The following is a 13861-nucleotide window of genomic DNA, read 5'->3' on the forward strand; positions in this document are numbered from 1 at the left end:
CGCGCCGTCGCGGGGCCCACGGCCTCGGCCCGGGCCCGGACCCGGGTCAGGCGGGGCGCCGCGCCGCGACCAGCCGGAGGCCGAGCGCCGCGTCGTCCCACGCGGCCCGCACATGGCCGAGACCCGCCGCCGCCAGCACCCCCTCGACCTCGCCCTCGTCCGGCACCCGCCCGCCGGCGAGCGCCAGGTCCAGGCGGGCCGCCGCGGCCCCCAGGGGGCGCTTCGGCGGCAGCGGGCACGGCATGACGACCCAGCCGCCGGGCAGCAGCGCCGCCACGGCAGCCTCGACGGCCGGCCGCAGCTCCCCGGCCGGCAGCCCGGCCGCGGGCAGCCAGGCGAGCGCGAGCCGGTCGCCCTCCGCGAAGCCCGCCGGGCCCGCGACCCGGACCCGTACCTCCCCACCGCCCCCGCCGCCGACCAGGACCGCGTCCGCGGCCACCGGCTCCGGCTCCAGCGCGAGCACCGGCACGAACGGGATGTGCCGCGCCAGCTCGACCGCCGACCAGCCGCCGTCCCCGGCCGCGCAGCCCACCTGAGCCCCCGGCCGGTCCAGCAGCACCGGCAGCCCCTCAAGCCTCCCCAGCAGGGAGTTGACCAGCGCGTCCGCGAGCGGCGCCGCCTCCCCTCCGCACCCGGCCGGCGCCGCGCCGCCCGCGTCCGGCTTCCCGCCCCGCAGCCGGGCCCCGCCGTCCAGCGCGCGCCGCAGCCGCGCGGCGAACGCCGAGGCGCGCGGGCCGCCGATCAGCACCCGCTCCAGGCCCTCGGCCACCGCGTAGCGACCCTCGCCGTCCCGGTGCACCACCGAGGCGCCCACCAGCGCCTCCAGCAGCCCCTCGGCCAGCGCCGGCGGCAGATCCCCCGCCGCCTCGCGCGCCGTGCAGGGTTCCAGCAGCCGGGCCAGCAGCCCGGTCTCCCGTGCCACCCCGCACGCCAGCAGGCCCCATACCCCCTCGGCCAGGCCCGCCAGCCGCCCCTCGACCAGGCCCGCCGGGCCCTCCGGCAGGGCCTCGGGCGGCCGGCCCGCCCGTACGGCCGCCACCAGGGCGTGGGCGCGGTCGAGCAGCGCGGCCACCGCGCCGCGCGCTTCCGCGCCCCCGGCGACGGCCTCCCCGGCTTCCGCGCCCCCGGCGACCGCCTCCCCGGCTTCCGCGTTCCCGGCGACGGCCTCCCCGGCTTCCGCGTTCCCGGCGACGGCCTCCCCGGCGACCGCGCCCCCGGCGACCGCGCCCCCCGCGTCCGGCCCGGCCGCCGCGACCACTGCCCGGGCCGCGTCGGCGAACTCCCCGCCGCCCTCGTGCGCGAGGGCGTGCAGCGCCCACCACCCGTCCGCCAGCTTGGCGACGGCGCGCTCGGCGGCCTCCTCCCGCACCCGCCGCCCCTCCAGGCCCACGATCGTGCGCTGCCCCAGCTGCATCAGCAGCATCTCCTGCGAGCCCTGACCGGAGATCAGGCCCAGGATGTCGCGCATGAAGCGCTCCCAGGGGAACGCCGACATGTACGCCTCGCCGCCCTGAAGGCTCATCACCAGCCGGCCGACGCGCAGCGCGCACTCCGACGCGTGGTGCTTGGCGACGGTGGCGAACTCGTCGAAGTACGGGTCGCGGTCCGGCGACCGGGTGCCGTCCAGCGCCCGGTAGACGCTCGCGCGGGCGGACTGCAACAGCATGCGCAGCTCGCCGACCGACCGCTCGACGTTGGGGTAGTCCAGCACCCGGCGCCCGCCGCGCCTGCGCGCGGACAGCGCCTCGACACAGTTCTCGGTCACCCCGTCCAGCGCGCCCAGCACCCCGCACGCGCTCATCGTCCGGCGGATGCGCGCGTAGGTGTTCAGCTCGCTGAGCGCGTCGGCGCGCCACAGCAGCCGCGTCCGCGGCAGCCGCACCTCGTGCAGGATCACCTGGCCCAGGCCCATGGTGTGCATGCCCATGGTGTCCATGGGCACGGGGGTGACGCCCGGGTCGTCCTTCTCGACCAGGAACGCCAGCATGTCGTTGGACGCCTCGTCGCGCAGGAAGAGCACGAACAGGTCGGCGAACGCCGCCCCGGCCAGGAAGCGCTTGGCGCCGTTCAGCACCCATGTGTCGCCGTCCAGCCGCGCCGTGGACCGGTAGTCGTACGGGTCCCGGCTCTCATACGCGCCCTGCACCCCGAAGCGCCGGCCGGCCACCAGGTCCGGCACATAGGTCTCGATCAGCTCCGGGGTGCCGCTGGACAGGATCAGCTCGGTGATCTCGACGCTGATGTCGAGCAGCACGGCGAAGCCGGGGTCGCGCGAGAGGCGGGCGACCTCCTCGACCACCACGCCCCAGGCGAGCTTGTCCCGCCCCTCGCCGCCGATCCCGGCCGGCAGCGAGAAGCCCAGCAGCCCCAGCGCGCCGGCCTGCTCGAAGACGCGGCTGTCGAGCGGCCGGTGCTCCTTGTTGCGGAAGTGGGAGCCGGGGTTGGCCACGTCCAGGACGAAGCCCCCGAACCGCCGCCGGGCCTCCCGCCTGACCTGCTCGACCTCGGCGTCCAGGGTGCGGTGGCCCGGGCGGGCCCGGTTCATCACATCGGCGGCGTGCGCCCGGGGCCCTGGGCGGGGGGCCGTCACGCCCCGGCCCCCCGCGCCTCGCGCTCCAGCTCGCGCACCAGGTCCTGGAGCGTCTCCTCGCCGAGGAACCGTTCCAGCGGAATGGTGACGTCGGTGCGCTCCTCGACCTCGACGGACAGCTGGGCCGCGGTGAGCGAGTCGATGCCGAGCTCGCCCAGCGGCCGGTCGACGGGCAGCCGCCGCCCGTCGAGGCCGAGCAGTTCTCCGATCAACGAGGGCAGCCAGGCGCCGGCGGACTCGGCGGTGCCCTCGCGGTGTTCGGTGGTGATGGCGTCCTCCTGGGTACGGGCTGGTCTCATAGCGGTACGGACCCCCGGGAGCGCGGCGCGAGCCGCAGCGGCACCAGGGAGAACGCCCGGTCGTCGTCGTCAAGGTCTTCGAGCCGGCGCACCAGCCGCTCCTCGGCCTCCCGGTCCGGGCCGGCCGGGAGGCCCAGCCGCTCCAGGACGCGGCGCAGCGCGGCCGAGAGCCAGGCCCGGTCGGCGGCCAGGCCGCCCAGCGCCTCCCGGCGCCGCAGCCAGGTGTGCAGACAGCAGGCGCCGGCGTGCACCAGACAGTGGCGGCGGGCGGCTTCGTACGCGTCGGAGGTGCGCCCCGCCCCCAGCGCGCGCAGCGTCTCCCGCGTCTCGTCGCGGACCTTCAGCAGGGTGTGGCCGAGCGCGGCCAGCTCCTGGTCGTCGCCCAGCTCCGCCACCGCCTCGTCGAGGAGGTCGACCACCTCGTCGGCGCCGCCGTAGGTGAGCGAGGGCCGCTGGTCGCGGGGGGCCACCGGCGTCACCGGCTCGCCGAACCCGAACAGCAGCGGCAGGGGCACCTCGGGCCGTCCCCCGGCCCGCCGCCGCGCCCCGCCGACCAACTGGGCGCGGACCGTGTCCAGCTGGACCAGCTGGGTGCCCTCGAACACCGGGGTGATCGCCACATCGCGCACCAGCTTCTGGAACGCCCCGCCGGCGACGCCCTCCCGCAGATGGGCGCGGGCGCTGAGCACCTCGCCGCAGGCGTCCACGGCGTCCACGCACAGCGCGGGCACCACGTACTTCGCCACCGCCGACCACAGCGCCATCCGCTGCCGCGCCACGTCCAGGGCGCGCGCCGCGGCCAGCGCGGTGCACTCCGCGACCAGCAGGTCGGCGAAGCCGCGCGCCAGCAGCGAGCGCACCGGGGCCAGCGCCAGCGCCGGCTCCCCGTACAGCACCCGCCCGCGCGCGTGGCGCAGCGCGATGCGCAGCGCCGTGTCGGCCACGCCGAGGCCGGTGCCGCCCACCAGGGTCCGGGTGAACTGGAGCATGCCGGTGACCATCTCGATGCCGCGGCCCGGCCGCCCCAGCTGGGCGCCGGGGCCGACCCGGCAGTCCTCGAGGACGAAGCCGCTCAGGTCGTGGCCGCGCAGTCCGTGGGTGGGCACCTTCGGCAGCCGCCGCACCCCGGCGCCGCCGAGGGCCTCGAAGTCCACCAGGAACAGCCCGAAGGACGGCTCCGAGGCGGCCAGCACGGTCGCGAACGAGGACCGACCGCCGTTGCCGACCAGCCACTTCTTCCCGCTCAGGACGAATCCGTCGCCCGTGGGCACGGCACGGGTGGCGGTGGCCAGCAGATCGCTGCCCGCCGCCTCCTCGCTGATCCCGGCGGTGCCCCAGGCCCGGCCGAGCGCCAGCTCGGCGACCCGGCGCCGCTGCGCGTCGTCGCCCCAGATCCACACCGGCGTGGTGGCCAGCAGCGTCGAGCCGAACCCCACCGGGACCGCCGGCTCGCGGCGCGAGGCGGCGCGCACCACGGCCAGCAGCGACTCGAACGAGCCCATGCGGCCGCCCTCGGCGACCGGCACCAGGTGCTCGTGCAGCCCGGCCGCCCAGGCCGCCTCGTACGCGGCGACGGGCTCGGCCTCCAGGTCGTCCGCGCGCACCCCGGCGGCCAGCGACATGCCGGTGCCGGGGTCGAACGGGCAGCCCAGCGCCCGTTCCAGCTCCTCGGCCGCCGCGAAGGTGGGCAGCGGCACCCCTGCCCCGGTCATACGCGCTCCACCACGATCGCGTACGGACCGCCGCTGTCGTCCTCGGCGAGCCCCAGCTCATGGACGAACGCGAGCCCGCCGCCGTGCCGGTAGGCGGTGGTGCGCACCCGCAGCAGATCCCACAGCTGCCCGGCCCGCAGCCAGGTCGCGTCGACCCGGCGGATCCCCTCGGCCAGCGCCCGGCGCAGCTCGGGGGCGCTCCCCCCGTGCCGCAGCACGCACTCCTCCCGCGCGCCGCCCGCGAACCCGAGGGACTCGACCCAGTACCACTGGTCGGCCACCTCGCAGTGGTGGCGGTGCACCCGGAAGGTCGTGGTGTGCGAGGCGATCCGCTCGCCCTCGCGCTCGAACGCGCCCAACAGCCCGCGCACCGGCGACAGATACGGGGAGCGCTCGACCTCGTCCTCGTGGAAGCCCGCCACGAAGGAGTCGGGCAGGGTGGTCGGCGCGCCGGAGAGCGCCTGGTCGCCGGTGAGCCGCAGCGGCACCGAGGCGGCGCGGGTGCGCACCGCCACGCCCGCCGGGCCCGAGACCGTCATCTCCATCTCCAGCTGGGAGGCGCGCGGGCCGCGCACCCGGGCGCGCACCTCGACCCGCGCCTCGTCGGCGTCGGGGAACCGCAGGGGCTGGTCGTACTCGAGCTGCCAGGCCCACAGCACGAAACCCACCCGGTGTTCGGACACCAGCGTGCGGTGGCCGCAGACGTGGTCGCGCAGCCAGCGGGTGCCCGCCTGGAAGGCGAGCCGCCCGACGGCGGTGGGCTGGAGCCGGTCCGGGGTGAACAGGCTCGCGTCGAGCACGACCTCGTAGGCGGAGCTGCGCGGCATCGGGGGCTAGCCTCCGGAGATCGCGGTGACGATGTCCACCCGGTCGTCCTCGGTGGCCTCCCGGTCCAGCTCGGTCGGCGTGAGCTTCTCGCCGTTGAGGGCGATCAGATGGGTGGCGCGCACGCTGCCCTCGCGGTCCATCAGCACCTCGGCCAGGTCCGGGTAGCGCTCGGTCAGGGCGGTCAGCCCGTCGCGCACGGTGGCGCCGCCGACCTCGATCTCGTTCTCGTAGTTCGTGAACCGGAGCAGCACGCCCCGCACCTTGAAGATCACTGCGAATGCCCCTTCGGGGAAGTGGTGGCCTGCGGGGAAGTGGTGGCCTGCCAGCGCGCGAGTTCGTCGAGTTCGCCGGCGAGGAAGTGGCGGCGGGCCAGCCAGCGCTGCACCTTGCCGCTCGATGTCTTGGGGATGGTCCGCGGCCGGACGAGGACGACGGCGTACGGCGGGATGCTCAGCTCCATCGAGACGGCCCGCCGGATCGCCTCGACGGTCGCCGCGTGCCGCTCCGGGTCCGCCGGGTCGGCCTCGTAGACCAGCACCAGCCGCTCGGCGGCGCCCTCGTCGTCCTCGACCGCGAAGGCGGCGCCGCAGTTGTGGCGGATGCCGGCGACCTCGGCCTCGCAGACCCGCTCGATGTCGACCGGGTGGTGGTTGCGCCCGTTGACGACGATCAGGTCCTTCAGCCGCCCCGCCGGGAACAGCTCCCCGTCCAGCAGGAAGCCCAGGTCGCCGGTGCGCAGATACGGGCCGTCGCCGGCGGCGGTCGTCGCGCCGAAGGTGGTCTCGGTGTCCTCGGGGCGCCGCCAGTAGCCGTCGGCGACGCTCGGCGAGTCGACCCAGATCTCGCCCACCGCGCCCTCTGCCAGCGGCTCGCGGGTGGCCGGGTCGGCGATCAGCAGCCGGGTGCCGGGTCCGGGCGGGCCGCAGCTCACCAGCGACCTGGCGCGCTCCGCCGGCCCGGCCGGGCGGGCCGTGCCGTGCCCTTCGAGCGCGTCGCGCGCGACCGGCACCGAGCGCCAGCCGCTCAGCGGCTTGCCGCCGGTGACCAGCAGCGTCGCCTCGGCGAGCCCGTAGCAGGGGTAGAACGACTCGGCCCGGAAGCCGCAGGGCGCGAAGCGCTCCGCGAAGCGCGCCATGGTGTCGGCGCGGACCGGCTCGGCGCCGGTGAAGGTGAGTTCGACCCCGGACAGGTCCAGGCCCTCCAGGTCCGCGTCCTTCGCGCGCCGTACGCACAGGTCGTAGGCGAAGTTGGGGCCGCCGGTGATCGTGGCCCCGTAGCGGGAGACCGTGCGCAGCCAGGACAGCGGGCGGCGCAGGAAGGTCACCGGCGACATGAGGGTGACCGGGATGCCGGTGGCCAGCGGGGTGAGGATGCCGCCGATCAGCCCCATGTCGTGGTACGGCGGCAGCCACAGGCCGCCCGAGCTGCCCGGGTGGATCCCGAAGGCGTGGGCGATCTGCCGGGCGTTGGCGATCAGCCGGGCCTGGCTGAGCATGACGCCGCGCGGCAGGGCGGTGGAGCCCGAGGTGTACTGGAGCAGCGCCAGCCGGTCCGGCCGGTCCGGGGGCAGCGGGCCGGGCGCCGGGTCGTCGGCCGGTTCCGGCAGGTCGGTGGTGATCAGGCGGGGGGTGCGGCCGGCGAGGGCGGTGGTGAGCCACTCCGCCATGAGCGGCGCGATGTCCGAGGTGGTCAGGACGGTGTCCGCGCCGGCGTCCTCGATGATGGCGGCGAGCCGGGGCAGCGTCCGCGCCAGGCGCGCCGGGTCCGGCGGGAAGGCGGGCACCGCGGGCACTCCCGCGTAGAAGCAGCCGAACAGCCCCGCGAGGTAGTCGGGGCCGGGCGCGAAGAGCAGCAGCGCCGGGCCGGGCGGGCCCTCGGCGGCGGCCAGGAGCCGGGCGGCGACCGCCCGCGCCCGGGCGTCGAGCCGGGCGTACGTGATCTCGGTGGCCGACTCGTCCGCGTCGACGAACCGGTAGGCGAGGGCGTCGGGCGACCGCTGTGCCCGCATCCCCAGCACCCGCGTGAAGCTCTCGGCCTCACCGCCGTCCAAGCCAGTCAACTGAGCCGTCTCCCCCCGTGATCGACACGGCGAGCAAGTGTTACAGCAGTGTTGACGGATCGTCAACGATCTTTCGGGGAACGGCCGTTGTGATCACGGCGGCTGTTCCGCCGGTCCGGGAGGGGGCCTCAGGGGGGATTGACACTCGCGGGTAACAACGAGCATCGTGATCAGCCTCACCGGGGTGAGGGAACGGTGCCCCAGACCGCCCGCCTGTCCAGGAGAGGACGCGGATGACCGAGTTACCGGTCGCTCCCGAGGGAACGCGGGACGCCGTGGCGAACGGACCCGCCGCCAAGCCGCCCCTCGGGCTGGTCCTGCTGTGCTGTCTCGGCGCGTTCGTGGCGTTCCTGGACAGCACCATCGTGAACGTGGCGTTCCCCAACATCGCCGAGGACTTCGACGCCACGGACCTGCCCACCCTGTCCTGGGTGCTCAACGGCTACAACGTGGTGATCGCCGCGCTCCTCATGCCCGCCGGCCGGGCGGCCGACCGGCTCGGCTGCCGGCGGGCCTTCGCCGTCGGGCTGACCACCTTCACCCTCGCCTCGGGCGTCTGCGGGATCGCCGGCTCGGCCGCGGTCCTCATCGGCGCCCGGCTGGTGCAGGCGCTCGGCGCCGCGATCCTCGTCCCCACCTCGCTCGCCCTGCTGCTGCCCATGTTCCCGATGGCCAGGCGCCTGGTGGCGATCACCCTCTGGAGCGCCTCCGCCGCGCTGGCCGCGGGGATCGGGCCCGGCCTCGGCGGGCTGCTCGCCGAGCACTGGAGCTGGCGGGCGGTGTTCTGGGTGAACATCCCGATCGGGATCGTCGCCGTATGGGCCGGCCGGCACCTCGCCGAGCAGCGCGAACGCGGCGGCCCCACCCCCGATGCGCTGGGCGCGGCACTGCTCGGCGGCTCTCTCGGCCTGCTCGCGCTGGGACTGGTCAAGGCCCCCGACTGGGACTGGGCGAGCGCGCGCACCCTCGGCTGCCTGGCCGCCGGGGCCGTGCTGGCGGTGGCGGTGGTGGCGCGCAGCGCACGCCACCCGGCCCCCGTCGTCTCCCTCGACCTGCTGCGCTCGCGCAACGCGGTGGGCGGCAACATCGGGTCGATGCTGTTCTCGGTGACCTTCTACGCCGTCATCCTGAACAACATCCTCTTCCTGACCGGCCACTGGCACTGGTCCCTGCTCACCGCAGGCCTGGCCACCACGCCCCCGCCGCTCGCCACCGCCCTGGTCGCCCGACCGGCCGGCCGGCTCGCCGAGAGGTTCGGCGACCCCCTGGTCGTCGTCGCCGGCTGTCTCATCTACATCGGCGGGACCCTGCTGCTGTTCTGGGGCGGCGGGCAGGACCCGGACTTCCTCACCCACTGGCTGCCCGGGGCGGCCGTCATGGGTGTGGGCGCCGGCCTGGTCTGGCCGGTGCTCGGCGGGGTGGCCCTGGCCGGGGTGGAGCCCAGCCGGCTGGCCACCGCCAGCGCGGCCAACGCCGCATTCCGCCAGCTCGGCGCCGTCCTCGGCACGGCGCTCGCGGTGTCCATCGTCACCTCGGCCGCGGGGGACCCGCTGGGCGGGGCCCGTAACACCTGGTACCTGTCGATCGGCTTCGCCTGCGCCGTCGCGGTGCTCGCCGCCGTGAGCGTGCGCCGCGTCACGGCGCCGAAGGCCTGACAACGGAGGTGGGGATGGCGACCAACACCAGCGCGGCGGTCCAACCGGCCGACGTGACCGGGGCGACCGGCGTGACCGACGCCCCGTGCGCCGCCGGGACATGGCTGCTCGGCTCGACGGCCGACCTGCTGGGCGACCCGCTGGCCGCCTATCTGCGGGCCCGCCGCGAGCACGGCGACGTGGTCCGCTTCCGGGCCGGCCCGCCCGGGCTGCGGCGGGAGATCTACGGCGTGTTCTCCGCCGAGGGCGCCCAGCAGGTCCTGGCCACGGAGGCGGCGAACTTCCGCAAGGACAACGCGATCTACGAGGAGTTACGGCAGGCCCTCGGCAACGGCCTGCTCACCAGCCAGGACGAGGACTACCGGCGCCAGCGCCGGCTCATCCAGCCGCTGTTCACCCGCCGCCGGGTCGAGGGATACGCCGCCTCGGTCACCGCCGAGGCCACCGCGCTGGCCGACCGCTGGCGGACGGGCCCCGGTGCCACCGGCGGCACCGTCGAGCTGGTGGAGGAGATGCACGGGTTCGCGCTGCGCGTCGTCGGCCGCGTCCTGTTCGGCGCCGATGTCGAGCAGACCACCGAGGTCGTCCGGGACAGCCTGCCCCTGCTCAACGAGCGCGCGCGGGCCCGGGCGCTGGCCCCGGTGAGGCTGCCCGGCGACTGGCCCACCCCCGCCAACCGCCGCGCCGCCCGGGCCCAGGCCGCGCTGTACGCGCTGTGTGACGCGATCATCGACAGGCGGGCGGGCGAGTCGCGGGGCCAGGCGCGCCCGAGCGGGCCGGAGGGCGGCGCCGAGGACCTGCTCACCCTCCTCATGCGCGCCGAGAACGCCGAGGACGGCAGCCTGAGCCGCGCCGAACTGCGGGAACAGGTCCTGATCTTCCTGCTCGCCGGGCACGACACCACCGCCACCGCGCTGACCTTCGCCCTCCACCTCCTGGCCCGCCACCCGGACGAACAGCGGCGGGTGCGCGAGGAGCTGGACGGGGTGCTCGACGGGGGCCGCGCCCCCACGGCGGCGGACGTGGCCTCGCTGCCCCGCCTGAGCAGGGTGCTCAAGGAGGCCATGCGGCTGTTCCCGCCGTCCCCGGCCATCAGCCGGCTCGCGGTGGCCGAATCCGCCATCGGCGGCCGCCGCGTTCCGGCCGGTGCCGCCGTCCTCGTCAGCCAGTGGGTGGTGCACCGCCACCCCGCCTACTGGGAGGACCCGGAGCGCTTCGACCCGGAGCGCTTCACTCCGGAAGCGGAGGCCGGCCGGCCGCGCTACGCGTACTTCCCGTTCGGCGGCGGACCCCGGGCGTGCATCGGGCAGCACTTCTCGACGCTGCATTCGGTGCTGAGCCTGGCGACGCTGCTGCGGGCGTACGAGGTGGCAGACGCCACCGACGGCGGCGCCATTCCGCTGGGCGCCGGGATCACCCTGCTGACGAAGGGACCGGTGCCGATCCGTGTGCGCCCCCGTACCTAATTGGCGGCATTGCCGCGATATCACCGGACAGACGGAATCAGTAAGTCGGATTGCCGCACTCCGTTTGTTCCGGTTGGCATCAACTGGACTTTCTCTCCAATCGCTTGGCCGAAAGAGTCGAAAGCCAGTACGCTGCTGAGTCATGGTCACACCTGAGGTAGAGCCTTACATCCGGCAGAAATTCGCAGAGAACGCGGGCCTCACGGAAGAGCAGCTATTCGCGGCCGACGCGACATTGGCCGACGTCATCGCGACAAGCCCGCGAATGACCAACAGCATCGATCTCATGGAAGCGTTCGCGCGCACCGCAAACGCATTGCGCAAGGACTACGGAGTGCGGGTGCGCCTCCCGGCGCTGCCTCTCGACACCCCGATATCGACCGTGCTGAAGACCTTCCTCGAGGAATTCGAGCGCCAGAAAAAGGAGGCGGCCGCATGAGCATCGCCGAGACGGACCGCGCCTCGTCCCCGGTCATCCGCCGGCCGGCCGCCCCCGCCGGGCCGCCCGCCATCATCACCGACCTCTACGACGCGCTGACCGAGCGCGGCATGTCCCTGGTCGACGTCACCTGGGAGCAGCAGCGGCTGCACGAGTCCCGGCGGTGGAGCGTCGTGGAGCTGCTGGAGGCCGTGGACCTGGACAGCCTCACCCCGCTCGACCGCAATCTGGTGTGGAACGCGGGCCGGGCCGAGCTGACCACCAAGCCGGGCGCGGACCGGCTGGAGCGCCAGGCGGAGGCCGAGGTCCGGCGCTGGCAGGACAAGAACCCGACCGTCGCGTCGATCATGGAGGCGTGCGGCACCTGGAGCCGCTACTGGAACGAGGAGGAGGCCCACCACGAGACGGTCTTCAACCGGCTGGCCGACCTCAGCGGGATGGAGCCGATCTCCGACGAGACCTTCATCCAGTTCCGCCAGGTCTTCCCCGACGACGACATGCTCCGCACCCTGGTGCTGCTCGCCATCTCCGAGATCACGGCCGCGGTGAACTACGGCCAGTGCCAGCACGTCATCCAGGACCCGGGGCTGCGCCGCATTTTCAAGCAGGTCGCCGCCGACGAGATTCAGCACCGCAACTACTTCGTCGCCTTCGCGAAAGCGCTCGTGGACAGCGGCGAATACCCCGCCAAAGACGCGTTCGCGGTGGCCCACCTCTTCCTCCGCGAGGACGGCGAGCTCCAGGGCAGCGCCCGCAAACAGCTGGAACAGCGCGGTTCGCACGTGAACTGGTGGGATCAGCTCGAAACGGGTGACCAGGACTTCCGTCCCGAGGCGCTGGAGAAGAAGGAGCAGCTCATCTGCGGCGCCCTGAAAAAGATCACCGGGATCGAGGTCCATTCCCGTGAAGAGGTCGAGGACACGTGGATGGATCTCGTCGGGAGCTGATCGGCCTGGGGCACGACCTCCAGCTGATCAGTGAACTGGAGGTCGCCTCCTCCCTCCGCGAGCCGGATGTCTTCTTCACCCCCGGGGAACTGCGCCGCTTCGCCTCGGCGATCTCTCCCCTGGAGAGCATGGCGGGGGCGTTCGCGGCCAAGGAAGCGCTTTTCAAAGCACTTCCGGCGGCGGGCGAGACCTGGTTCTGGACCGAGGCCGAGCTGGTCCACGACCACCGCGGGGCCCCGCGGTTCCAGGCCCATGGAGCGCTGGCGGGCCATCTGGCCCGGCACCGGCTGCGGGTGAGCGTTTCCCTCTCGCACAGCGGCGGCTATGTGTCCGCCGTGGTCATGGTGACCGGCGGGACCTCGGCACTGACACGTTTCCTCAACACGACCAATCGGGCGGTACGACGTGCTCTTCGGCGAATCCCGGCTGACGCTGCCGGTGCGCCCCAATGACCTCGATGCCCTGGGCCATGTGAACAACGCGGTCGCGCTCGAGTACCTGGAGGCCGGACGGTGGGACTGGCTCGGCCGGCAGGGGCTGGTGCACGGCGACCGCATGATCGCGGTGGTGGCCCGCACCGAGATCGACTACCTGGCGGAGATCCCGCGCGGCCAGGTCGAGGTGCGTACGGCCCTCGAGTCGCCGACCGCGGAGGAGTTCGACGAGGACGACATCACCTTCCGGGCGCGGTTCCGCCAGCGCCTCCACCTCCCCGAGGTGGACCGCACGGCGGTGGACGCGCTGGTCACCGTGGCCTTCCTGGACGCCGCCCAGCGGTGCCTGGTCTCGATGCAGGACTTCCTCACGGCGTCCGCCGTCTCCCGGTGAACCGGACTGAGCGAGCAGGAAGGGAGAGCGCGATGAGCACGGCAGGCGATCAGGACCGCACGGCGCGGATCGCGGAGACCGAACGCTGGGTGCCGACCTCCGGCGGCCATGAACTGCACCTCAGGGAGGTGCGGCCGGCCGGCGGGGGCGAGCGGGCGCCCGGAGTGCTGTTCCTCCCGGGGCTGTTCTCGGACGGCGGGTTCTTCCTCGGCAGGTCCGGGCAGGGGCCCTCGGCGGCGTTCCTGGACGAGGGGATCACCGCCTACGTGGCCTCGCTGCGCGGCCACGGCCCCAGCCGCCGGCCCCAGCGGTTCGCGTACGACTGGAACTTCGACACCTATGTGCGCCATGACATCCCGGATCTGATCCGGGCGGTGTCGGCGACCCACACCGGGCCGCTGTTCGTCCTGGCGCACAGCATGGTCGGCTACGCGGCCCTGGCCGCGCTCGGCGTCGAACCCGACCTGCAGAAACGACTCGCCGGGGTGATCACCGTCTCCTCCGCGGTCAACGACTACAGCGACGGCGGGCTGTCCAAACGTGCCCAGATGACGTTTTCCTCGGTGATCTCCCGCCTCCTCGGGCGGTTCCCGGCCCGCGCGCTCAAGCAGGGCCGGTGGGACGAACCGGCCGGGCTGATGCGGCAGTTCACCGACTGGGCGCCGTCCGGCGCCTTTCGCAGCGCCGACGGGCGGACCGACTACTGGCAGGCCCTCGGTCGGGTGACCCTGCCGGTGCTGGTCGGGATCGGCGCGGGCGACTCCTTCCACGCCTCGCCCGCCCGGGCCCGCAAGCTCGCCGACCACCTCGGCGGCGCCACCGAGTTCACCGTCTTCGGGCGGGAGACCGGGCTGAGCTGGGACCCCGGCCACGTCGATGTGCTCCGCGGCGCCCGCGCCCAGGAGCAGGTGCTGCCCAAGCTGGTGGCGTGGACCCGCGGCATCGCCCCGCGGGGCGGCGCCACCGGTGACGCCGCCGGCCGGACCCCCGACGACACGACCAAGCCCGACGACACGACCAAGGGGTAGGAGAGGCGCG

The 13861-nt window shown here is 74.5% G+C and carries 13 protein-coding genes; 7 read left to right on the top strand and 6 right to left on the bottom strand.

From position 1 onward, the window contains the following. Positions 1-46: 46 nt before the first annotated feature. Genes ABFY07_RS20910 through ABFY07_RS20935 form a run of 6 tightly spaced genes read right to left on the bottom strand, consistent with a single transcriptional unit; the run spans position 47 to position 7488 of the window. Positions 47-2590 (bottom strand): acyl-CoA dehydrogenase family protein, encoded by a 2544-nt coding sequence (locus ABFY07_RS20910; RefSeq protein WP_346175956.1) that lies wholly within the window; start codon positions 2588-2590, stop codon positions 47-49. Then, complete coding sequence (locus ABFY07_RS20915; protein ID WP_346175957.1) at positions 2587-2889, bottom strand: acyl carrier protein; 303 nt, start codon at positions 2887-2889, stop codon at positions 2587-2589. The genes ABFY07_RS20910 and ABFY07_RS20915 overlap by 4 nt, the downstream gene beginning before the upstream one ends. Further along, complete coding sequence (locus ABFY07_RS20920) at positions 2886-4601, bottom strand: acyl-CoA dehydrogenase family protein (RefSeq protein WP_346175958.1); 1716 nt, start codon at positions 4599-4601, stop codon at positions 2886-2888. Before ABFY07_RS20920 ends, ABFY07_RS20915 begins: the two co-directional genes overlap by 4 nt. Next, positions 4598-5428 carry an acyl-CoA thioesterase family protein gene (locus ABFY07_RS20925; protein ID WP_346175959.1) on the bottom strand — a complete coding sequence of 277 codons (831 nt, stop codon included), beginning with the start codon at positions 5426-5428 and terminating at the stop codon, positions 4598-4600. Before ABFY07_RS20925 ends, ABFY07_RS20920 begins: the two co-directional genes overlap by 4 nt. Positions 5429-5434: 6 nt before the next feature. Beyond that, positions 5435-5701, bottom strand: a complete 267-nt coding sequence (locus ABFY07_RS20930) for a MoaD/ThiS family protein (RefSeq protein ID WP_346175960.1) — start codon at positions 5699-5701, stop codon at positions 5435-5437. Continuing rightward, positions 5698-7488 carry a fatty acyl-AMP ligase gene (locus tag ABFY07_RS20935; protein WP_346175961.1) on the bottom strand — a complete coding sequence of 597 codons (1791 nt, stop codon included), beginning with the start codon at positions 7486-7488 and terminating at the stop codon, positions 5698-5700. Before ABFY07_RS20935 ends, ABFY07_RS20930 begins: the two co-directional genes overlap by 4 nt. A 233-nt stretch (positions 7489-7721) precedes the next feature. On the opposite strand from ABFY07_RS20935, the gene ABFY07_RS20940 reads away from it, so the two are divergent. The 7 genes from ABFY07_RS20940 to ABFY07_RS20970 all read left to right on the top strand — a co-directional run bounded on the left by ABFY07_RS20940 (position 7722) and on the right by ABFY07_RS20970 (position 13851). Beyond that, complete coding sequence (locus ABFY07_RS20940; protein ID WP_346175962.1) at positions 7722-9143, top strand: MFS transporter; 1422 nt, start codon at positions 7722-7724, stop codon at positions 9141-9143. A gap of 14 nt (positions 9144-9157) precedes the next feature. Then, positions 9158-10609 carry a cytochrome P450 gene (locus tag ABFY07_RS20945; protein ID WP_346175963.1) on the top strand — a complete coding sequence of 484 codons (1452 nt, stop codon included), beginning with the start codon at positions 9158-9160 and terminating at the stop codon, positions 10607-10609. A gap of 142 nt (positions 10610-10751) precedes the next feature. Beyond that, on the top strand, positions 10752-11048 hold the full coding sequence (locus ABFY07_RS20950) for a hypothetical protein (RefSeq protein WP_065959208.1): 297 nt from the start codon (positions 10752-10754) through the stop codon (positions 11046-11048). Continuing rightward, positions 11045-11995, top strand: coding sequence for an acyl-ACP desaturase (locus tag ABFY07_RS20955; RefSeq protein WP_346175964.1), 951 nt, complete (start codon positions 11045-11047; stop codon positions 11993-11995). Before ABFY07_RS20950 ends, ABFY07_RS20955 begins: the two co-directional genes overlap by 4 nt. After that, positions 11971-12447: a holo-ACP synthase gene (locus tag ABFY07_RS20960; protein ID WP_346175965.1), complete on the top strand. Its 477-nt coding sequence runs from the start codon at positions 11971-11973 to the stop codon at positions 12445-12447. Before ABFY07_RS20955 ends, ABFY07_RS20960 begins: the two co-directional genes overlap by 25 nt. Continuing rightward, positions 12401-12823: an acyl-CoA thioesterase gene (locus ABFY07_RS20965; RefSeq protein WP_346175966.1), complete on the top strand. Its 423-nt coding sequence runs from the start codon at positions 12401-12403 to the stop codon at positions 12821-12823. Before ABFY07_RS20960 ends, ABFY07_RS20965 begins: the two co-directional genes overlap by 47 nt. 32 nt (positions 12824-12855) lie before the next feature. After that, on the top strand, positions 12856-13851 hold the full coding sequence (locus ABFY07_RS20970; protein ID WP_346175967.1) for an alpha/beta fold hydrolase: 996 nt from the start codon (positions 12856-12858) through the stop codon (positions 13849-13851). Positions 13852-13861 lie beyond the last annotated feature (10 nt).

Origin of the sequence: Streptomyces sparsogenes subsp. cuspidosporus (assembly GCF_039532705.1) — a bacterium.
In the GTDB taxonomy this organism is placed as follows: Bacteria; Actinomycetota; Actinomycetes; order Streptomycetales; family Streptomycetaceae; genus Streptomyces; species Streptomyces sparsogenes.